The organism is Geodermatophilus tzadiensis (assembly GCF_003002915.1).
Taxonomy (GTDB): Bacteria; Actinomycetota; Actinomycetes; order Mycobacteriales; family Geodermatophilaceae; genus Geodermatophilus; species Geodermatophilus tzadiensis.
This window is the reverse complement of record NZ_PVTG01000003.1, coordinates 264448-284272: the sequence shown is the minus strand read 5'-3', so window position 1 is coordinate 284272 and position 19825 is coordinate 264448. Positions and strand designations below refer to the sequence as shown.

22 protein-coding genes are annotated in these 19825 nt (G+C 77.2%); 2 read left to right on the top strand and 20 right to left on the bottom strand.

What is annotated here, in order from left to right; all coding sequences use genetic code 11:
* Window positions 1–41: 41 nt before the first annotated feature.
* Window positions 42–1988 carry a PucR family transcriptional regulator gene (locus LY71_RS06605; protein ID WP_245887718.1) on the bottom strand — a complete coding sequence of 649 codons (1947 nt, stop codon included), beginning with the start codon at window positions 1986–1988 and terminating at the stop codon, window positions 42–44.
* 408 nt (window positions 1989–2396) lie between these two features.
* Between LY71_RS06605 and LY71_RS06600 the strand changes: the two genes are divergently transcribed.
* Together LY71_RS06600 and LY71_RS24420 are read left to right on the top strand one after the other, a co-directional pair.
* Window positions 2397–3242, top strand: a complete 846-nt coding sequence (locus LY71_RS06600; protein WP_245887717.1) for an oxamate carbamoyltransferase subunit AllH family protein — start codon at window positions 2397–2399, stop codon at window positions 3240–3242.
* Window positions 3243–3359: 117 nt separating this feature from the next.
* The gene (locus LY71_RS24420) at window positions 3360–3494 is read left to right on the top strand and encodes a hypothetical protein (RefSeq protein WP_281261588.1); all 135 of its coding nucleotides are present in this window, start codon (window positions 3360–3362) and stop codon (window positions 3492–3494) included.
* 13 nt (window positions 3495–3507) lie between these two features.
* Here the strand turns inward: LY71_RS24420 and LY71_RS06595 are convergent, their stop codons facing one another.
* The 19 genes from LY71_RS06595 to mihF form a co-directional block, all read right to left on the bottom strand.
* Complete coding sequence (locus tag LY71_RS06595; RefSeq protein WP_106276142.1) at window positions 3508–3927, bottom strand: SSI family serine proteinase inhibitor; 420 nt, start codon at window positions 3925–3927, stop codon at window positions 3508–3510.
* A 127-nt stretch (window positions 3928–4054) separates the two neighbouring features.
* The gene (gene hisG, locus LY71_RS06590) at window positions 4055–4921 is read right to left on the bottom strand and encodes an ATP phosphoribosyltransferase (protein WP_106276141.1); all 867 of its coding nucleotides are present in this window, start codon (window positions 4919–4921) and stop codon (window positions 4055–4057) included.
* Window positions 4922–5013: 92 nt separating this feature from the next.
* Complete coding sequence (locus LY71_RS06585; protein WP_075015374.1) at window positions 5014–5277, bottom strand: phosphoribosyl-ATP diphosphatase; 264 nt, start codon at window positions 5275–5277, stop codon at window positions 5014–5016.
* Complete coding sequence (gene ribH, locus LY71_RS06580; protein WP_106276140.1) at window positions 5274–5801, bottom strand: 6,7-dimethyl-8-ribityllumazine synthase; 528 nt, start codon at window positions 5799–5801, stop codon at window positions 5274–5276. Before ribH ends, LY71_RS06585 begins: the two co-directional genes overlap by 4 nt.
* Complete coding sequence (locus LY71_RS06575; RefSeq protein ID WP_106276139.1) at window positions 5798–7114, bottom strand: bifunctional 3,4-dihydroxy-2-butanone-4-phosphate synthase/GTP cyclohydrolase II; 1317 nt, start codon at window positions 7112–7114, stop codon at window positions 5798–5800. The genes ribH and LY71_RS06575 overlap by 4 nt, the downstream gene beginning before the upstream one ends.
* The gene (locus LY71_RS06570; protein WP_106276138.1) at window positions 7111–7719 is read right to left on the bottom strand and encodes a riboflavin synthase; all 609 of its coding nucleotides are present in this window, start codon (window positions 7717–7719) and stop codon (window positions 7111–7113) included. Before LY71_RS06570 ends, LY71_RS06575 begins: the two co-directional genes overlap by 4 nt.
* A gap of 1 nt (window position 7720) precedes the next feature.
* Window positions 7721–8752 carry a bifunctional diaminohydroxyphosphoribosylaminopyrimidine deaminase/5-amino-6-(5-phosphoribosylamino)uracil reductase RibD gene (gene ribD, locus LY71_RS06565; protein ID WP_106276137.1) on the bottom strand — a complete coding sequence of 344 codons (1032 nt, stop codon included), beginning with the start codon at window positions 8750–8752 and terminating at the stop codon, window positions 7721–7723.
* 20 nt (window positions 8753–8772) lie between these two features.
* Complete coding sequence (gene rpe / locus LY71_RS06560) at window positions 8773–9447, bottom strand: ribulose-phosphate 3-epimerase (protein ID WP_245887716.1); 675 nt, start codon at window positions 9445–9447, stop codon at window positions 8773–8775.
* Between the two features lie 212 nt (window positions 9448–9659).
* A complete protein-coding gene (locus LY71_RS06555) occupies window positions 9660–11054 on the bottom strand; it encodes an RsmB/NOP family class I SAM-dependent RNA methyltransferase (RefSeq protein WP_211297174.1) in 1395 nt (464 codons plus the stop codon).
* On the bottom strand, window positions 11051–12028 hold the full coding sequence (locus tag LY71_RS06550) for a methionyl-tRNA formyltransferase (RefSeq protein ID WP_245887715.1): 978 nt from the start codon (window positions 12026–12028) through the stop codon (window positions 11051–11053). The genes LY71_RS06555 and LY71_RS06550 overlap by 4 nt, the downstream gene beginning before the upstream one ends.
* Complete coding sequence (def, locus tag LY71_RS06545; RefSeq protein WP_106276136.1) at window positions 11977–12510, bottom strand: peptide deformylase; 534 nt, start codon at window positions 12508–12510, stop codon at window positions 11977–11979. The genes LY71_RS06550 and def overlap by 52 nt, the downstream gene beginning before the upstream one ends.
* 75 nt (window positions 12511–12585) lie before the next feature.
* Window positions 12586–14577: a primosomal protein N' gene (locus tag LY71_RS06540; RefSeq protein WP_245887714.1), complete on the bottom strand. Its 1992-nt coding sequence runs from the start codon at window positions 14575–14577 to the stop codon at window positions 12586–12588.
* Window positions 14578–14618: 41 nt separating this feature from the next.
* On the bottom strand, window positions 14619–15254 hold the full coding sequence (locus LY71_RS06535; protein ID WP_106276135.1) for a transcriptional regulator: 636 nt from the start codon (window positions 15252–15254) through the stop codon (window positions 14619–14621).
* Window positions 15251–15640, bottom strand: coding sequence for a DNA-binding protein (locus tag LY71_RS06530; protein ID WP_106276134.1), 390 nt, complete (start codon window positions 15638–15640; stop codon window positions 15251–15253). The genes LY71_RS06535 and LY71_RS06530 overlap by 4 nt, the downstream gene beginning before the upstream one ends.
* 50 nt (window positions 15641–15690) lie before the next feature.
* A complete protein-coding gene (gene metK, locus LY71_RS06525; protein WP_106276133.1) occupies window positions 15691–16887 on the bottom strand; it encodes a methionine adenosyltransferase in 1197 nt (398 codons plus the stop codon).
* A gap of 94 nt (window positions 16888–16981) precedes the next feature.
* Window positions 16982–18208: a bifunctional phosphopantothenoylcysteine decarboxylase/phosphopantothenate--cysteine ligase CoaBC gene (coaBC, locus tag LY71_RS06520; RefSeq protein ID WP_106276132.1), complete on the bottom strand. Its 1227-nt coding sequence runs from the start codon at window positions 18206–18208 to the stop codon at window positions 16982–16984.
* 128 nt (window positions 18209–18336) lie between these two features.
* Entirely contained in the window at window positions 18337–18600 is a 264-nt protein-coding gene (gene rpoZ / locus LY71_RS06515; RefSeq protein WP_012949163.1) for a DNA-directed RNA polymerase subunit omega, read from the bottom strand.
* A 54-nt stretch (window positions 18601–18654) separates the two neighbouring features.
* Window positions 18655–19260 (bottom strand): guanylate kinase, encoded by a 606-nt coding sequence (gene gmk, locus LY71_RS06510; RefSeq protein ID WP_106276131.1) that lies wholly within the window; start codon window positions 19258–19260, stop codon window positions 18655–18657.
* A gap of 44 nt (window positions 19261–19304) precedes the next feature.
* Window positions 19305–19661 carry an integration host factor, actinobacterial type gene (gene mihF / locus LY71_RS06505; protein WP_106276130.1) on the bottom strand — a complete coding sequence of 119 codons (357 nt, stop codon included), beginning with the start codon at window positions 19659–19661 and terminating at the stop codon, window positions 19305–19307.
* Window positions 19662–19825 lie beyond the last annotated feature (164 nt).

The following is a 19825-nucleotide window of genomic DNA, read 5'->3' as shown; positions in this document are numbered from 1 at the left end:
GCCCGAGCGCGGACGGCCCCGCGCTGCGGGCAGGTCCTGCGTCAGACCAGCGCGTCGTAGCCGTCGTCGGGCGGCAGGAGGCCGGAGTCGACCGGTGGCCGGTGCGGCTGGTCCAGGCCGCGCATCCGGGCCGCGTGCAGCGCCAGGAGCAGGTTCAGCCGCAGCGTGGGGTCGGTGGTGAAGGGCCCGAGCAGCCGCTCCAGCTTGCCGATGCGGTAGCGCATCGTGTTGTAGTGGAAGTGCAGCCGGCGCGCGGACTCCGCGACGTTGAGGTTGGTCTCCAGCAGCACCCGCAGCGTCTCCCGCAGGTCGGCCGAGTCGGGGTCGGAGGCGTCGGCGAGCGTGCCGAGCACCTCGTCGACGTAGGACCGCAGCTCGGTCGAGTCGGGGATGAGCGAGAGCAGCCGGAAGACGCCGAGCTGGTCGAAGTGGGTGACCGCCGTCGGCCCGTGGATCTCCTGTCCCACGCCGAGGGCCCGCTGCGCCTGCTGGTGGGCCTCCCCCAGCGCCGACAGCGACAGCGCCGGCCGGCCGATGCCGGTGGCCAGCACGCGGCCCACCCGGCGCACGCGCGCGTTGACCCGCGAGGTGACCGCGGTGACCAGCGCGGTGATGTCCTCGGGCGTGCGCTCGTCGAGCGGCAGCACCGTGACGATCTCGGTGGACAGCCCCGCCACCGCGGCACCGGACACCTCCGACTCCAGGGCCGCCCGCCAGCCGTCGGCCAGCCGGTCGAGGACGTCGAGGGCGCGGGTGGGGTCGGCCTGCGGGTCGGCGGCGGTCTCGGTGGCGGTCACCAGGACGGCGACCGGCCCGTCGAGCCGCCAGCCGAACGACCGGGTCTGCGCCAGCGCCCGCTCGGTGTGCCGCAGCGACCCGGCGACCAGCCGCCGCACCAGGTCGCCCTGGAAGCGCAGCTCGACCGAGTGCACCGCCTGCTGGCGGATGACCGACAGCGCGGAGACGACGGCGGCCCGCTCGAGCACGCCGCCGGCGCCGACCACCATCTGCCCGCTGCGGTGCACCGCGACCAGCCAGCCGTGCCGCTGGTCGCCGGCCATGATCGGGGCGACGGCGTACTCCCCCACCCCACCGGGCAGCTCGTGGTGGCCCGGGACGAGCAGGATGCCGTCGGCCGGGGACAGGTCGGCGTCGGCGAGCACGTCGGCCGGGGTGACGACGGTCTGGTCGGCGCGCACGCCCGAGACGCGGCTCGAGGGCGCCATCATCGCCAGCTCGTCCTCGGCCTCGGCGTCGAGCAGCCACAGCCAGTCGCTGATCTCGGCGACGTCGTCGGAGGGGCCCGCGGTGGTGACGATCTCCCGGTCGGGGCCCAGCCCCAGCACCGCCGCGCCCTCCAGGAACGTGGCCAGCTGCTCGGTGACCTCGGCCAGCCCGCCGCCGGAGAGGGCGACGTCGATGAACTGGTCGTGCATGCGGGCGGAGAGCACCAGGGCCTCGCCCTGCTTGCGCACCACCGCGCCGAGCACCTCGGAGACCGCCTCGTCGAGCCGGACCGTGGCCGGCAGCGCCACCACCGGCAGCGACCGCCGGTCGGCCTCGGCCAGCACCTCGCCGGGCACCGGCGGCGGCCCCTCGGTGCGCCGGTAGGCCAGCGCCGCGGTGCCCAGGTGGTCGAGGCGCTCGACCAGCGCCCGGCAGTCGGCGGGGTCGGCCGGGGGGAGCCGGGCGCCGAGCACGACCACGACGTCGGGGCCGGCGGCGGCCAGCGGGGCGGTGGGGTCGTCGACGACCATGTGCCGGACGGTCCGCTCCAGGCCCGCCCGGCCCGCGACCACCTCCGCACCGGCCAGGCGGGGCAGGCGCAGGGCCTCGTCCACCCGCAGGCCCACCCGGTCGCGCCAGCCCGAGCGGTCGTCCCGGGGCTGGCCGGAGCGGCCGCCGCCGGCCTGGTACCGGCCGCGGGGGAACGACAGCGGCGCCGTGGGGTACGACCCTGAGGCCAGGTAGGCCTCACCCTGAGTCACGACTCGCCCTCCTCGTCGGCCGCCCGATGTCTCCAGTTGCAGGAACCTGGCATGTGTGCCTGGACGGCCGCCCCCATTCTTGGCCACATTCGCCATACGAGGACGTGCGACGCGCCGCTTAGCTTCGAGACCCGGTCCGTTCCGTCCGCTGGATGGTAGGCGGTCGCCGCACCTGGCGCCCCGCCCACTCCGGCGGAGGGACCGGACCGGTCGGGGGCCCTGAGCGGAGGGTCGCCTCCGACCTGTCACGGCGAAGGGCCAGACATGCGCACGATCGACCACAACCCTCACGGCTCGGGGGCCGCCGTCCAGGGCCGTGCCGCCCGTGCCGGTCTCCCCACGATCCCCCTCCCCCGCGCGGCCCAGGACGCGGTCCGGACGGGCGCACCCGTCCGGACGCCCTCCGCGGTGCCGGCCTCGGCCAGCACGGGGGTCGCCGACCTCCTGCGCGGGCCGGTCCGCCACGCGCGCGTGCTCATGAGCGCGCCGGCCGCGGTGTACCTGCAGGTGCCCACCGAGCGCGGCAGCGACGTGGTCGGTGTGCTGACCAGCGACGCGGCGCGGCTGCCGCTGGGCTGCGTGCTGTTCCGGCCGAGCAACGGCCGCCCGCTGGTCACCGTGCCCAGCGGTGCACCCGCCGAGGTCGGCGGCGGCCGGATCGTGGTCGGCGACCTCGTCGTCCGCGCGGCGGCGTGGTGGGACCCGCGGCCCCGGCTGCCCAGCCCGCGCCCGGCGCTGCTGCCCGAGGGCGTGCGCCAGCTGCGCAACACCCTCTACGGCGAGGGCGTGCCGCACAGCGCGTTCACCCTGCCGGGCCTGCCCGGGGGTCCGGGCGGTCCGCTGGCCGCGCTGCGCGGCGCCGTCCGCCGGGCCGACCTCGACGCCGCGCTGCGCACCGCGGTGCGGCTGGTCGGCCTCGGCCCCGGCCTCACCCCGGCCGGTGACGACGTCATGGCCGGCACGATGGCCGGGCTGGTGCTGCTCGGGCACCCGGCCGCCGAGCGCTTCTCCGCCGGCGTGCACGCCCTGGCCGCCGGGCGGACCACCGAGCTCTCCCGGGCCCTGCTGCGGCACGCCGCGGCCGGGCGGGTGAGCGGCGAGTACGCGGCCGTGCTGGCCGGCCTGGTCGGTGAGCGCCCGCTGGGCCCGGCGATCGAGGGCCTGCTGGCCACCGGCTCGACCAGCGGCCGGGCCATGGCGCTGGGCCTGTGCACCGCCATCGACCTGGTCGACCGCACCCTCCGGGTGCGCTGACCCCGACCGGCGCCGGCACGACGGCGGCCCCCTCCCGGCTCGGGAGGGGGCCGCTGCCGCGTGCGGCGGTGAGTCCCGCGGCGGGTCTCGTCCTGACGGACGAGCACGGTCAGGGCCGTGGGCGCGACGGCGCTGGTGCACGTGCTGAGGAACGGGCCGGGCACCAGCAGCAGGCACGTCTGCTCCAGCGGCTCGCACCGCGACGAGCCCGACACCCCGTGGCTGGACGACCGGGCGACCAGGCCCGCATGAGCGCGCCGGCGCGTCAGTCGGGCAGCTGGTCCACGACGCCGACGGGGCCGGGCAGCAGCGGGCCCAGCGCGTCCCACTCGGCGATCCGGCAGCCGTCGGTGCGGGCGTGGTCGCGGTCCACGGGAGCCCCGCGCCAGGTGCCGGTCACCCGGGCGGTCTGCGGCCCGCCGTAGACCTCGGTGCAGGCTCGGTCGGTCGGCGGCGCGGCGAACGGGTCGTCGAGACCGGCCAGGTGCGCGCAGGCCCCGGCCGGGTCGGGGTGGTCGCCGCCCGGGACGTCGCCGCACGTCAGCGTGTACCGCTCCACCGGGCTGCCGTCGCCGCGGTCGACCTCAACGGTGAGCGCGTCACCCGCCGCCGTCGCCGGGCCGGTGGTCCCGGGCGCGGCGCCCGACCCCCGCTCCGCGCACGCGGCGCACAGCAGCACCGCCACGAGGACGAGAACCGCACTCGTGGCCCCCGTGCATGGTCCCGCCGCGAGCCCCGGTGAGGTGCTGGAACGGCCCCCTTCAGGAACCCGCGCCGAGCGTGCGAGGCGTGGGGGGAAGGGTGGTCCTTCATCAGATGCGGCAGGCGTGGATGCTGGTGACCAGGATGGCGCGGGCGCCGAGCTCCCAGAGCTCGTCCATCACCCGGTTGGTGTCGTTCTGGCGGACCATCGCCCGCACCGCCGACCAGCCCTCGGTCTGCAGCGGGCTGACCGTCGGCCCCTCGAGGCCGGGCGTCAGCGCGGTGGCCCGGGCCAGCAGCTCGTTGGGGCAGTCGTAGTCGAGCATCACGTACTGCCGGGCGACCAGGACGCCGCGCAGCCGCCGCCGCAGCTGGGCGACGGCGGGGATCTCCTCGGCGCCCTCCCGGCGGACGAGCACCGCCTCGCTGGTGAGGACCGGCTCGCCGATGATCCGCAGCCCCGCGGCGCGCAGCGTCGTCCCGGTCTCGACGACGTCGCAGACCGCGTCGGCCACGCCCAGCCGGCAGGCGGTCTCCACCGCGCCGTCGAGCTTGACCACGCCGGCCTTGATGCCGGACTCCTCGAGGAAGCGCTGCAGCAGCACCGGGTAGGCGGTGGCGATGCGCCGGCCGGCCAGCTGCTCGACGGAGTCGATGGCCGACTCCACGGGGCTGGCGAAGCGGAAGGAGGACCGGCCGAAGCCCAGCGGCATGACCTCGACGGCGCTCGGGCCCTCCCCGTCGGCGGGGGCGGTCTCGAGCATCATGTCGCGGCCGGTGATGCCGACGTCGAGGGTGCCGGAGGCGACGTAGACGGCGATGTCGCGCGGCCGCAGGTAGAAGAACTCGGTGTCACTGTCGGGGTCGTAGACGGCGAGGTCCTTGGTGCTGCGGCGCTGCCGGTAGCCGCTCTCGGCCAGCATCGCCGCCGCGGGCTCGCTCAGGGCGCCCTTGTTGGGAACGGCGACACGCAACACGGTAGGACTCCTCGGGTCGGCGGTGCAGGCTCGGCCCTCCTGCAGGGGCCCGCCGCGAGCCTGCGAGCGGTGGGGGGCAGGAGGGTCCTTTCTCAGAGGTGGGTGTAGACGTCGTCGAGGGACAGGCCGCGGGCGAGCATGAGGACCTGCACCCGGTAGAGCAGCTGGCTGATCTCCTCCGCCGTCCGCTCGGGCCCCTCGTGCTCGGCGGCCATCCACGACTCGGCGGCCTCCTCGACCACCTTCTTGCCGGCCGCGTGCACGCCGTCGCGGACGGCGGTCACGGTGCCCGACGCGGGGTCGCCGGCCGCGACCTTGCCCGACAGCTCGGCGAACAGCTCGTCGAAGGTCTTCACGCCAGCCCCTGCCCGACGGCCGGGGTGGCCTGGAAACCGGTGGTGCGCGGCGGGGGCCGCAGCGAGCGGAGGGTCAGCGCGGTGGCCAGCGCGGCGATCGCGGCCTCCCAGCCCTTGTCCTCGACCGAGCCGGGCAGTCCCGAGCGGTCGCGGGCCTGCTCCTCGGTGTCGCAGGTGAGCACGCCGTTGCCGACCGGCTTGCCGGCGTCGAGCGCGACCCGGGTCAGCCCCGCGGTGACGGCGTCGCACACGTACTCGAAGTGCGGCGTGCCGCCCCGGATGACCACCCCGAGCGCGACGACGGCGTCGTGCCGCTCCGCGAGCGCCTGGGCGACCACCGGCAGCTCCACCGCGCCGGGCGCGCGCACGACGGTGGGCCGGGGCACGCCGCTGGCGCGGGCCGCCTCGACCGCGCGGGCCAGCAGGCTGTCGGTGATCTCGGCGTGCCAGGTGGTGGCCACGATGCCCAGGGAGAGGCCCGCGGCGTCGACGGCGCCCGCCTCGGGCCGGCCGGTGCCGCTCACAGCTGCTGCTCCGTCTGCCGGAGGGGGACGTCGGTGCCGGGCACGGTGGCCGCGGCCGGGACGTCGGCGGGGCCGGACTCGGTCTCGGGCTCGATGATGTCGAGCAGGTGGCCCATCCGGTCGCGCTTGGTGCGCAGGTAGGCCAGGTTCTCGGCGGTGACGTGGCTGGGCAGCGGCACCCGGCCGGTCACCTTGAGGCCGTAGCCCTCCAGGCCCGCGCGCTTGGCCGGGTTGTTGGTCAGCAGCCGCATGGTGTGCACGCCGAGGTCGACGAGGATCTGCGCGCCGGTGCCGTAGTCGCGGGCGTCGGCGGGCAGGCCCAGGTCGAGGTTGGCGTCGACGGTGTCGGCCCCGGAGTCCTGCAGCTGGTAGGCCTGCAGCTTGTGCAGCAGGCCGATCCCCCGGCCCTCGTGCCCGCGGATGTAGAGCACGATGCCGCGGCCCTCGTGGGCGACGGCGGCCAGCGCGGCCTGCAGCTGGGGACCGCAGTCGCAGCGCAGCGACCCGAAGACGTCGCCGGTGAGGCACTCGGAGTGCACGCGCACCAGCACGTCCTCGCCGTCGCCGACGTCGCCGTAGACGAAGGCGACGTGCTCGCGCTCGTCGTAGGAGCTGCGGTAGCCGACCGCGGTGAAGGTGCCCGGCGCCAGCGGCACGGTGGCCTCGGCGACCCGCTCGACCAGCTTGTCGAACCGCTTGCGGTAGGCGATGAGGTCGGCGATGGAGATCAGGCACAGGTCGTGCTCGTCGGCGAAGACGCGCAGCTCCTCGGCGCGGGCCATGCCGGTGGGGTCCTTCTCGCTGACCAGCTCGCACAGCGTCCCCGAGGGGCGCAGGCCGGCGAGGACGGCGAGGTCGACGGCGGCCTCGGTGTGGCCGGGCCGGCGCAGCACGCCGCCGTCCTTGGCCCGCAGCGGCACGATGTGGCCGGGCCGGGCGAGGTCGGCCGAGGAGGTCTGCGCGTCGGCGAGCAGCCGGATGGTGTGCGCGCGGTCGCTGGCCGAGATGCCGGTGGTGATGCCCTCGCGGGCGTCGACGGTGACGGTGTAGGCGGTGCCCCGGCGGTCCTGGTTGACCCGGAACATCGGCGGCAGGTCGAGCCGGTCGGCGTCGGCCTCGGTGACCGAGACGCAGATGTAGCCCGAGGTGTAGCGGACCATGAACGCGACCAGCTCGGGGGTGGCCAGCTCCGAGGCGAAGATCAGGTCGCCCTCGTTCTCGCGGTCCTCGTCGTCGATGACGACGACGGGCCGGCCGGCCTTGACCGCCGCGATCGCGGTCTCGACGGAGTCCAGGCGGACGGGATCGGTCACGATCGCGCTCCCAGCAGGCGTTCCACGTACTTGGCGATCACGTCGACCTCCAGGTTGACCGGGTCTCCCGGGGCGCGTCCGCCCAGCGTGGTCTCGCGCAGGGTGGTGGGGATGAGGCTGACCTCGAACCAGGGCTCGGGGTCGTCGGCGGCGCTGAGCGCGCTGACGGTGAGGGAGACGCCGTCGACGGTGATCGAGCCCTTCTCGACGACGTAGCGGGCCAGCTCCGGGGGCAGCGCGACCCGCACGACCTCCCAGTGCTCGGCCGGGGTGCGCGCGAGCACCGTGCCGACGCCGTCGACGTGGCCCTGCACGACGTGCCCGCCCAGCCGCCCGCCCGCGGCGACGGCCCGCTCGAGGTTGACCGGGTCGCCGGCGGCCAGGGCGCCGAGGCTGCTGCGGCGCAGCGTCTCGCCCATGACGTCGGTGCTCCACTCCTGCCCGTCGCTGGCGGTCACGGTCAGGCAGACGCCGTTGACCGAGATCGAGTCGCCCAGGGCGACGTCCTCCAGCACGCGGCGCGCGCGGATGCGCAGGACCGCGGCGTCGCCGGCCTCCTCGCGCGCGGCGAGGGAGCCGACCTCCTCGACGATGCCGGTGAACACCTCAGCCCCTCCCGTCCACGTGCCCTCGGCTCCCAGTGTGACGGGTGGGCCGCAGGCGGATCTGCACGTCCCCGCCGAGGCGGGTGACGTCCCGTACCTCGAGGGCAAGCGCGCCGGCGATCGTCGGGATTCCCAGGTCCCCCACCAGCGAGGGACCGGCGCCGAGGAGCTTGGGGGCCAGGTGGACGACGGCCTCGTCGACCAGGCCGGCGCGCAGGAAGGCCGCGGCGAGCGTGGGGCCGCCCTCGAGCAGCACCCGGCGCACGCCGCGGTCGAACAGCTCGGCCAGCAGCTCGGCCGGCGACCCGGCCCGGCTGACGTGGGTGGGCGCGGCGTCGTCGAGCACCCGCGCGGTGGCCGGCACGCGGCCGCGGCGGTCGTGCACCACGCGCAGCGGCTGGCGGGCGGTGTCGCGGCCGTCGGCGTCGCGGACGGTGAGCTGCGGGTCGTCGGTCAGCACGGTCCCCGAGCCGACGAGGACGGCGTCGCAGGTGGCACGCAGCGCGTGCACCGCGGCGCGGGCGGTCGCCCCGGTGATCCAGCGGCTGGTGCCGTCGGCAGCGGCGACCCGCCCGTCGAGGGTGGCGCCGACCTTCCAGACCACCTGCGGGCGCTGCTCGCGGACGCCGGTCAGCCACGCGGCCAGCGCGCCCTCCTCGGCCTCCTGCTGCTCGACGCCGACCTCGACGTCCACCCCGGCCTCCCGCAGCCGCCGGGCGCCGCCGACGGCGAGCCGGGTGGGCTCGGGCACGGCGACGACGACCCGGGCCACGCCGGCGGCCAGCAGCGCGTCGGCGCAGGGGCCGGTGCGGCCGGTGTGCGCGCACGGCTCGAGGGTGACGACGGCGGTGCCGCCGCGGGCCCGCTCGCCGGCCTGCGCCAGCGCGTGCACCTCGGCGTGCGGGCCGCCGGGCGGGGAGGTGGCGCCCTCCCCCGCGACCGCGCCGTCGGCGTCGAGGACGACGGCGCCGACGGCCGGGTTGGGGCTGGTGGTGCCGAGGACGGACAGCCCGAGCTCGCGCGCCCGGGCCATCGCGGACTGCTCCTGCGGCGTCACCCGGCGGCCGCCGACGCGGCCTGCGCGCGGAGGGCGGCGATGGCGCGGGCGGGGTCGTCGGCGCCGTAGACGGCCGAGCCGGCCACGAAGACGTCGGCGCCCGCGGCGGCGGCCTGCTCGACGGTGTCGGCGTTGATGCCGCCGTCGACCTCGACGAACAGCCGCAGGTGGCCGGTGTCGACCAGCTGCCGTGCGCGGCGGACCTTGGGCAGCACGTCGGCGATGAACGACTGGCCGCCGAAGCCCGGCTCGACGGTCATCACCAGCAGGGTGTCGAAGTCGCGCAGGACGTCCTCGTAGTCCTCCAGCGGCGTCCCCGGCTTGATCGCCAGGCCGGCCAGCGCCCCGGCGGCGCGGATGTCGCGCGCGACGTCGCGGGGGTCGCCGGTGCAGGCCTCGGCGTGCACGGTGACGTTGCGGGCGCCCAGCTCGGCGTAGCCCGGCGCCCACCGCTCGGGCGCCTCGATCATCAGGTGGCAGTCCAGCGGCACCGGGCTGACCGCCTGGATGGCCTCGACCACGGGTCGGCCCAGGGTCAGGTTGGGCACGAAATGGGCGTCCATGACGTCGACGTGCAGCCAGTCGGCGTCGGCGACCCGGGCCACCTCGTCGGCCAGCCGGGCGAAGTCCGCGGAGAGCAGGCTGGGGGCGATCATCGGGGTGCGGGGCACGTCCGCCGAGTCTAGGTGCGGGGTGATCACCCCTCCCGGCCGCGGTCGCGCTCCCCGCGAGAGCTGCACACTCGCGCCCTTCGCGGCGCCGATGACCACGAGTGTGCAGATCTCGCGCGGGGGTGGGCGACGTGGCTGGGGAGCCGGGGCACGGCGGGGCAGGCCGGGCGACGGAGGCCGGGCGCGCGAGGCCCGGCTCCACCGCGGGCGGCTCAGCGGGTGCGGCGGAGCAGCGCCAGGAACATCGCGTCGGTGCCGTGCCGGTGCGGCCACAGCTGCGCGTAGGACCCCCGCCCGACCCCGGGCACACCGTCGAGCAGCGGGGCCACGGGCAGCAATTCGACGTCGTCCCGGGCGGCCGCGGCGTCGGCCACGGCGACGGTCTCGGCGGCGTGCGGCGAGCAGGTCACGTAGGCCACCACGCCGCCGGGCCGCACCGAGGCCAGCGCCGAGTCGAGCAGCGCCGTCTGCAGCTCCACCAGGGGGCCGACGTCGTCCGGTCCGCGCCGCCAGCGCACCTCGGGACGGCGGCGCAGCGCCCCCAGCCCGGTGCACGGCGCGTCGAGCAGCACGCGGTCGAAGGAGCCGGGCGCCCACGGCGGCTCGCGGCCGTCGGCCACCAGCACCTCGACGTCGTCCTCGCCGGCCAGCGCGCCGCGGACCAGCTCGGCACGGTGCGGCGCACGGTCGGCGGCGGTCAGGTGCACCCCGGCCGGGCGGACGGCGGCCAGCAGCCCGGCCTTGCCGCCGGGGCCGGCGCAGACGTCGAGCCAGCGCGCGTCGGGCCCCTCCAGCGGCGCCCGGGGGAGCAGCAGCGCGGCGAGCTGGCTGCCCTCGTCCTGCACCGCGGCCGCGCCCGAGCGCACCGACGGCAGCCGCCCGGGGTCTCCCCCGCCGAGGCGCACCGCGTACGGCGACCACGGCCCGGGCGTCCCGCCGGACTCCTCGGCGAGTGCGCCGCGGTCCACGTGCCGCGCGACGAGGTGCACCTCGGGGGCGGCGTCGTCGGCGAGCAGCGCGGCCTCGAGCTCGGCGTCCCCGCCGAGGGCCTCGCGCCAGGCGCTCACGATCCACTCGGGGTGGTCGGTGGCCAGCGCGAGGCGCCGGTCGCCGTCGGCGCCGAGCCGCGCCAGCCAGGCGGCGCGGTCGCCGCCGGCGGCCACCCGGCGCAGCACGGCGTTGGCCAGGCCCGAGGGGCCGGGCCCCACGATGGCGCGGGCGAGGTCGACGGTGGTGGCGACGGCGGCGTGCGCGGGCACCCGGAGGTCGAGCAGCTGGTAGGCGCCGAGCCGGAGCAGGTCGAGCAGCCGGCGGTCGAGGTCGGCCAGCGGCCGGTCGACCAGCGTGGCGAGGACGGCGTCGAGGGTGCCCTGCGCGCGCAGCGCCCCGTAGGCCAGCTGGGTGGCGAAGGCGGCGTCGCGCGGCTCGAGGTCGCGCTCGCGCAGCAGCTGCGGCAGCAGCAGGTTGGCGTAGGCCTCCCGCGCGGAGACGCCGTCGAGCACGTCGTAGGCGGTCAGCCGGGCGCCGTCGAGGGGTGCGCGGCGGGGCGGACGGCGGTCCCGCCGTCCCCCGCGGGGGCCGGCCGGGCGCCGGGGCGGGCCGCTCACGCCCCGAACCGCTCGCCGGGCGCCGGGCGCGCGCCGCGGGCCCAGTCGGGCGCCGGGTGCCGGCGCTTGCCGGCGGGCTGCACCTCGCCGAGCCGCACCGCGCCGCGGCCGGTGCCCACCACGACCCCGCTGGAGCCCACAGACACCTCGCCGGGCGCCAGGCCCGGGGACGTCGGCAGCGGCTCGACCGGGCCCAGGCGGAACCGCTCGCCGCGCCACGTCGTCCACGCGCCCGGGGCCGGGGTCACGCCGCGGACCCGCCGGTCGACGACGTGCGCCGGCAGCGCCCAGTCCACCCGGGCGTCGGCGGTCTCGATCCGCGGCGCGAGGCTGACCCCGTCGGCCGGCTGGGGCTGCGGGACGAGCGAGCCTGCGGCGATGCCGTCGAGGGTGGCCACCAGCAGCCGGGCGCCGCTGAGGGCGAGCCGGCCGAGCAGGTCGCCGGCGGTGTCGCGCGGGCCGATCGGCTCGGTGACCACGCCGAACACCGGCCCGGTGTCCAGGCCCTGCTCGAGCCGGAAGGTGCAGGCGCCGGTGACCTCGTCGCCGGCCATGACCGCGTGCTGCACCGGCGCGGCGCCGCGCCAGGCCGGCAGCAGCGAGAAGTGCAGGTTGACCCAGCCGTGCGCGGGCAGGTCGAGCGCCGCGGGCGGGACCAGCGCGCCATAGGCGACGACGGGCGCGCAGTCGACGGCGAGGCCGGCGAGCTGCTCGAGGAACTGCGGCTCCCGCGGCGAGCGCGGCTGCAGGACGGGGACGCCGGCGGCGTCGGCGCGCTCGGCGACCGGCGAGCGGCTGACCGTGCGGCCGCGGCCGGAGCGGGCGTCGGGCCGGGTGAGGACGGCGGCCACCTCGTGCCCGGAGGCCAGCAGCGCGTCCAGCGAGGGGACGGCGGCCTCCGGCGTCCCGGCGAACAGGAGCCTCAGTGGGGGCTCACCTCCACGCGCGGGACCCAGGCGCCCATGCCGGTCCACTCGGCCTCGGCCAGCGCGGCGAGGGCGGCGGCCCGCGCCTCGGGGTCGAGCCGGTCGACGAACAGCACGCCGTCGAGGTGGTCGACCTCGTGCTGCACCGCGCGGGCGAGCAGGTGCGAGCCCTCCACCCGGACCGGGTCGCCGTGCTGGTCCCAGCCGGTGGCGACGACGTGCAGGTGGCGGCGGCAGTCGAAGCGGTAGCCCGGGATGGACAGGCAGCCCTCGGGCGCCTCCTCGGTCTCCTCGCCGACGAGGTCGACCGAGGGGTTGACGAGGTGGCCGACCTCGCCGTCGACGTACCAGGTGAACACCCGCAGCCCGACGCCGATCTGCGGCGCGGCCAGCCCGGCCCCGCCGGCGGCGTGCATGGTCTCGGTCAGGTCGGTGACCAGCCGGCGCAGCTCGGCGTCGAAGTCGACGACGGGGGCGGCGGGCCTGTGCAGGACCGGGTCGCCGAGCAGCCGGATGGGGGTGACGCTCACCGGCCCAGCGTATGCGGCCCTCCTGCAGGGGCCCGCCGCGAGCCTGCGAGTGGCGGGGGGCAGGAGGGTCCTTCCTCAGACCAGCTCGAGGGGGTCGAGCTGGACGCGCACGTGCTCGCCGGCCTTCCGCGCGCTGCGCACGCCCTGCACCTCGGCCAGCGCGGTGGCCAGCGCCAGGCCCTCGCCGCGCGGCACCCGCACCAGGTAGCGCTCCCGCTCCCCCTCCTGGCCGGGGCGCGGGGGTTCGGGCACCGGACCGAGCAGGTCGGCGTCGGCGGGCAGGCGGGCGGCGGTGAGGAACTCCGCCAGCGCCGCCGGTGAGCCGGACAGCGCCGCCATCCGGGTGGCCGGCGGGAAGCCCAGCGCCCGGCGGTCGGCGAGCTCGCGCTCGGCCAGCCAGCCCGGGTCCCAGCGCACGAGGGCCTGGACGACGGGGTGGGCGGCGTCGGCGGCGACGACCACCGAGCCGTGCGGGCGCACCAGCGTGGCGGCGTTCGCCCAGCGGCGCAGCGTCTCCTCCCCCGCCCGCAGGTCCGCCCGGCCGAGCAGGGCCCACGAGTCGAGCAGCAGCGCCGCGCCGTAGCCGCCCTCGGCGACCGGCTCGGCGCCCGGGGTGGCCACCACCAGCGACGGCCCGGCCGGCACCGACGGCAGGACGCCCGACGTCCGCCCCGACACCCGCACCGGCGCGCCGGGGAACGCCCGGCCCAGCTCCTCGGCGGTGCGGGCCGCGCCGACGACGGAGGCGCGCAGCTTCGTCCCGTGGCAGTGCGGGCAGTCGAACGTGGCCGCCGGGCGGGCGCACCAGCGGCAGGCCGGCACCCGCGACGCGCCCGGCCCCGGCGTCGGGGAGATGCCCAGCGGGCCCCGGCACACCGCGCACCGGGCGGGCGCCCGGCAGCGGTCGCAGGCCAGCCCGGGCGCGTAGCCGGCGCGGGGCACCTGGACGAGCACCGGCGCGCCCTCGGCCAGCGTCGCCCGGGCCACCCGGTGGGCGAGGCTGGGCAGCCGGGCGGTGCGGGCGGCCGGATCGCGGGCCAGCTCGGAGTCCTCGCCGAGGGCCTGCACGCGGGGTGCGGCGGCGCGCAGGGTGGCCCGGTCGGCGGCCAGCTCGTGCGCCCAGCCGCTGTCGAGGAGCAGCTGCGCCTCCGCGGTGCGCGCGGTGGCCGCGACGACGGCGGCGCACGAGGCCAGGTGCGCGCGGTGCAGGAGCACGTCGCGGGCGTGCGCGTAGGGCGCGCGGGGCTCGGCGTGCAGGTCGTCGCCGTCGTCCCAGACGGCCACCAGGCCCAGGTCGGCGACCGGCGCGAACACCGCGGCGCGGGTGCCGAGCACCACCCGGGCGCTGCCGCGGACGGCGTCGAGGAAGCGCCGGTAGCGCGCGTCGGGGGCGGCGTCGGCGCGCAGCACGACGAAGGAGCCCGCCGGCAGCCGGGCGGTGGCCGCCGCCTCCAGCCGGTCGAGGTCGCGGCCGTCGGGGACGACGACGAGCGCGCCGCGCCCCCCGGACAGGGCGGCCTGGCACAGCTCGGCCAGCCGGGCCGGCCAGTCCTCGCCGGGCAGCGCCGTCCACACCGCGCGGGCCGGGCGCCCCTCGGCGACGGCGGACAGCAGGGAGGGCCCGGCCGGGTAGCGGGCGAACCCGGCCGGGTCCGGCGGCGCGGGCGGCGGCGGGGCCTCCCCCGGGGGGCGCTTCTCGGCGGCGGCCCGGCGGGGCGGGATGGCCAGCCGCAGCACGTCGGTCAGGGTGCCGGCCCAGCGCTGCGCCACCGAGCGGGCCAGCGCGGCCACCTCCGGGGTGAGCACCGGCTCCGGCGAGACCAGCTTGGCCAGCGGCGCGAGCTTCCGCCCGGAGTCGCTGGCGTCGGCCAGCTCGAGCACGACGCCGTCCACCAGCTGGCCGGCGAAGCGCACCCGCACCCGGCAGCCCGCCCGCACCTGCCCGGCCAGTTCGTCGGGGACGGCGTAGTCGAAGGGCCGGTCCAGGTGCGCGAGCGGCACGTCGACGACGACCCGCGCCACCCGCGGCGCCCCCTCGGGCGCGGGGACGGCGGGGTCGGTGGGCACGTGGTCGCACGCTACCCACCGGCTCCGACGGGACCGGGCACTCAGGCGTCGGTGCCGCGCTCGATGCCGAGGGTGGCCAGCAGGTCCTCGTGGAACTGGATCCAGACCAGGTGCAGCGAGTCGCGGTCGTGCCCGTCAACCCAGCCGCGCTCGCCGGCGTCCACCCGCCGCAGCGCCGCGGCGTAGAGGCCGGGGTAGCCGCCGAAGCGGGCCAGCAGCGCGCCCAGCTCGGCGCAGAGCCCGGCGAACTCCGCCCCGGCCGACCGCAGCGTGCGCAGCACCCGCTCGTCCCACCGCCAGTCGGTGTGGTCGTTGAACGCCATCGGGTCGAGCCGGGTGGGGTGCAGCTGCCAGTCGGTGCAGGCGGCGCCGAAGCGGCGGTTCAGCGGCCGGAAGCGGGCGTGCACGTCGGTCACGGCGTCCCGGGCGCCGAGCGCGTCGAGCTCGGCGGCGAGCCGGCGCTCCCCCTCCGCGCGGCCGGCGTCGAGCAGCGACCAGCCCTCGCTGCCGCCGAAGGCCAGCCGGCGCACCCAGCCGCGGGCCTCGGCGTCGAGCAGGGCCTCCTCGACGGCGTCCCGCGCGAGGCCGTAGCGGCCGGCGACGCGGGCGGTCGTCGGGAAGCCCAGCACCCGGACGCCGTGCAGGGCGAGGTCGGCGGGCGCGGTGGCGGTGGTCACCGCTCCTCCACCCGGCTGCTGACGCGGTCGAAGCGCTGCTGCGCCGCCTGTGGTGAGGCCAGCCCGAGCGCCGCGGAGATCCGCGACCACGAGAGCCCGGTGGCGCGCGCGGTGAGCAGGAGGCCGGCCTCGAGCTGGTCGGCCTCGGCGCGAACGGCGGGCAGCAGCGCGAGCGCGGCGAGCAGCGCGTCGTCGTCGAGGTCACCGGTCCCGGCACGCCACAGGGCGAACCGGACGAGGTCGGCCGCGGCCGGCGGCTGGGCGCCGCGCAGCCACGGCGCCCGCGGCAGCGTGCCGGCCCCCGCGTCGAGCAGGCGGGCGGCGGCGTCAGCCTCGCGCGCGGCGCGGGCCTGGTCGTCGGCAGGAGGCACGACGACCAGGCTCACACCTCAACGATCCGTTGTCAACACTCCGTTGAGATCCGTCGGCACCCGGTTCAGGCGCCGACGGCGGACCGCAGCGCCTCGACCCGGTCGGTGCGCTCCCACGGCAGCTCGACGTCGGTGCGGCCGAAGTGGCCGTAGGCGGCGGTCGGCCCGTAGATCGGCCGCAGCAGGTCCAGGTCGCGCACGATCGCGCCGGGACGCAGGTCGAACACGGTGGTGACCGCCTTCTCCAGGACGTCGTCGGCCACCGTGCCGGTGCCGTGCGTGTCGACGAACAGGCCCACCGGGTGGGCGGCGCCGATCGCGTAGGCCACCTGCACCTCGCAGCGACGGGCCAGGCCCGCGGCGACGACGTTCTTGGCCACCCAGCGCATGGCGTAGGCGCCGGAGCGGTCGACCTTCGAGGGGTCCTTGCCGGAGAACGCGCCGCCGCCGTGACGGGCCATCCCGCCGTAGGTGTCGACGATGATCTTGCGGCCGGTCAGCCCGGCATCGCCCATCGGGCCGCCGATGACGAACTTGCCGGTGGGGTTGACCAGCAGCCGGTAGCCGTCGGTGGGCAGGCCCAGGGCCTGCAGCTCGGGCTCCACGACGAGCTCCTGCACGTCGGGGGTGAGCAGCTGCTCGATGGAGATGTCCTCGGCGTGCTGCGAGGAGACGACGACGGTGTCGACGCCGACCGGCCGGTCGTCCTCGTAGACGACGGTGACCTGGGTCTTGCCGTCGGGCCGCAGGTAGGGCACCGAGCCGTCCTTGCGGACCGCCGACAGCCGGCGCGCGAGCCGGTGGGCGAGCGCGATGGGCAGCGGCATGAGCTCGGGGGTCTCGTCGGTGGCGTAGCCGAACATCAGGCCCTGGTCGCCGGCGCCCTGGCGCTCGATCTCGTCGTCGGCCGCGCCGGTGGTGCGCGCCTCGTAGGCGGTGTCCACGCCCTGGGCGATGTCGGGCGACTGCGCGCCGATGGAGACGCTCACGCCGCACGAGGCGCCGTCGAAGCCCTTGCGCGAGGAGTCGTAGCCGATGCCGAGGATGGTCCGGCGCACGACGTCGGCGATGTCGACGTAGCCGGCGGTGGTGACCTCGCCGGCGATGTGCACCTGGCCGGTGGTGATCAGCGTCTCGACGGCGACCCGGCTGCGCGGGTCCTGGTCGAGCATCTGGTCGAGGATCGCGTCGCTGATCTGGTCGGCGATCTTGTCCGGGTGGCCCTCGGTCACCGACTCGGACGTGAAGAGGCGGCGTGGCACTCGGATCTCCCTGCTTCGGCGACGTGGTCCGGCGCGCCAGGCGCGCCGTCGGGTCACGTTACCGGCGCTGCCGGGCGGGTGGCATCCGACGGGGTCAGGGCAGCCGCGGGAGGACGGTCTGCCACACCGCCGCGGCGACGGCGTCCTTGGTCCCGTGCGGGATCTCGGTGGCCGAGCCGTCGGCGGCGAGCACCACCGCGGCGTTGTCCGGCCGGCCGAACACCCCACCGCCGGAGACGTCGTTGACCACCAGCAGGTCGCACCCCTTGCGGGCCAGCTTGGCGCGGGCGTGGGCGAGCACGTCGCCGGCCTCGTCGCCGGTCTCGGCGGCGAACCCGACCACCAGCTGGCCGGGCGCCCGCTTGGTGACCAGCTCGGCGAGCACGTCGGGGTTGCGCACCAGCGGGACGGCGGCGGGCTCGCTCGCGCTGTCCTTCTTCAGCTTGGTGGCCGCGACGGTGGCCGGCCGGAAGTCGGCGACCGCGGCGGTCATGACCACCACGTCGGCTGTCACTCCCCCGCCCGACCCGGCCTCGGCGAGCACCGCCGCGCGCAGCTCCTCCGCCGTCCCGACCGGCACCACCCGGACCCCGAACGGCGCGGGCAGGTCGACGTTGGCGGCCACCAGGGTGACCTCGGCTCCCCGGCCGGCCGCGACCCGGGCCAGCGCCCAGCCCTGCCGGCCCGAGGAGCGGTTGCCCAGGTAGCGCACCGGGTCGAGGGGCTCGCGGGTGCCGCCGGCGCTGACGACGACGCGGCGGCCGGTGAGGTCGGCGCGAAGCGCGCCCGCCCCGGCGGTCAGCGCCACCTGGGCCAGTGCGGCGACGTCGTGCGGCTCGGGCAGCCGGCCGGGACCGGAGTCGGGCCCGGTGAGCCGGCCGACGGCGGGCGGCAGCACGATCGAGCCGCGGCGGCGCAGCGTGGCCACGTTGTCCTGGGTGGCCGGGTGCAGCCACATCTCGGTGTGCATCGCCGGGACGAACACCACCGGGCAGTGCGCGGTGAGCAGCGTGGCGGTGAGCAGGTCGTCGGCGCGCCCCGCGGCCGCGCGGGCGAGCAGGTCGGCCGTGGCCGGGGCGACGACGACGAGGTCGGCGGTCTGCCCGATGCGCACGTGGGCGACCTCGGGGACGTCGGACCACACGTCGGTGGTCACCGGGTGGCCCGACAGCGCCTCGAAGGTCGCCGCGCCGACGAAGTTCAGCGCGCCCGGCGTGGGGACGACGCGCACGTCGTGGCCGGCCTCGGTCAGCGCGCGCAACAGCAGCGCCGCCTTGTACGCGGCCACGCCGCCGGCCACACCCAGCACGATCCGGCTCATGGGCACGATCCTCCACACGCGACGAGGCACCCGGCTACCGCCGGGTGCCTCGTCACCGGTCCGGGTGTGGCCCCCTTGCGGGGTCCCGCCGCGAGCTCGCGAGTGGCGGGGGGCAAGGGGGTCCTGTCTCAGTTCTCGCCGGCGGTGTGGGTGAGCAGGCCCTCGTTGATCTCGCGCAGCGCGATGGAGAGCGGCTTCTCCTGCGGGGCGGTGTCGACCAGCGGGCCGACGTACTCCAGCAGGCCCTCGGAGAGCTGGCTGTAGTAGGCGTTGATCTGACGCGCGCGCTTGGCGGCGAAGATCACCAGGCCGTACTTGCTGCTGGTGCGCTCGAGCAGCTCGTCGATCGGCGGGTTGGTGATGCCCTCGGGGGCGGGTGCGACTCCGGACACGGGCGGGCGTGCTCCTCGTTCGGTCGGTGGGAGTGAGGGGCCTCGGACGGCCGGTCACTCGGAGGCGCCGACCGACCTCCCGGACGACGGCGCAGTCAGCAAGCCTACCAACTCGTCCGCGGCCCGGGTGACGTCGTCGTTGACCACCACGGCGTCGAACTCCCCCGCGGCGTCCAGCTCGGCCTGCGCGATGGCCAGCCGGCGCTCCTGCACGGCCGGCGGCTCGGAGCCGCGGCCGGCCAGCCGGCTCCGGAGCTCGGCCCAGGACGGCGGCGCCAGGAAGACCAGCTGCGCCTCCGGCGCACGGGCCCGCACCTGGCGCGCGCCCTGCAGCTCGATCTCCAGCAGGGCCGGCGCCCCGGTGGCGAGTCGCTCGCGCACCGGGGCAGCCGGCGTGCCGTAGCGGTTGCCCGCGTACTCGGCCCACTCCAGCAGGCCGTCCTCGGCGACCAGCCGGTCGAACTCGGCGCCGGTGAGGAAGTGGTAGTGCACCCCGTCGACCTCACCGGGCCGGCGGGCCCGGGTGGTGACCGACACCGACACCCACACCTCGGGGTGCCGGCGGCGGACCTCGGCGACGACGGTGCCCTTGCCGACCCCGGAGGGACCGGAGAGCACCGTCAGGCGCGCCGTGGCGGGTGGATCGGGTGCTTCGGGCAACGCGTCGTCCTCGTCGGTGCTGCGGAGGTGGGGTCGGCCCCGGCTCAGGCGGTCGAGTCGGCGGGCACCTGCTCGGCGACCACCTGCTCCCCACCGAACTCCGCCTCGAGCGCCCGGCGCTGGTTGGCGCCCAGGCCGCGGACCCGGCGGGTCGGGGAGATCTCGAGCCGCTCCATGATCTTCGCAGCCCGCGCCTTGCCGACACCGGGCAGGCTCTCCAGCACCGCGGAGACCCGCATCTTGCCGATCACCTCGTCGGTGTCCCCCTGGCGGAGGACGTCACCGACCGTCGTGCCCTTGCTCTTGAGCCGCTCGCGGAGCTCGGCGCGCGCCTTGCGGGCGGCGGCGGCCTTCTCCAGTGCGGCGGCGCGTTGTTCGGGGGACAGGTCAGGGAGAGGCATGGTGCGTCCGATCGTGTCGTCGCCGGTCGGACCGGCGTCTCTGTGCTGTGTCGCGGTGGTGCTGCCGCGGGTCCGGCCCCCGTGTGCTCGGGCCCGGCGATCAACCTAGTAACCGGGAATCCGCAGGTCACGCGCCCGGCGGCCGAGCTTTTCGCCCTCCGGAC

Bases quoted from the DNA above. Each gene is read 5' to 3' on its own strand.
- ribD (WP_106276137.1), bottom strand. From the start codon at position 8,752: ATGGCCCGGGCGCGCGAGCTCGGGCTGTCCGTCCTCGGCACCACCAGC.
- coaBC (WP_106276132.1), bottom strand. From the start codon at position 18,208: ATGAGCCGGATCGTGCTGGGTGTGGCCGGCGGCGTGGCCGCGTACAAG.
- mihF (WP_106276130.1), bottom strand. From the start codon at position 19,661: ATGCCTCTCCCTGACCTGTCCCCCGAACAACGCGCCGCCGCACTGGAG.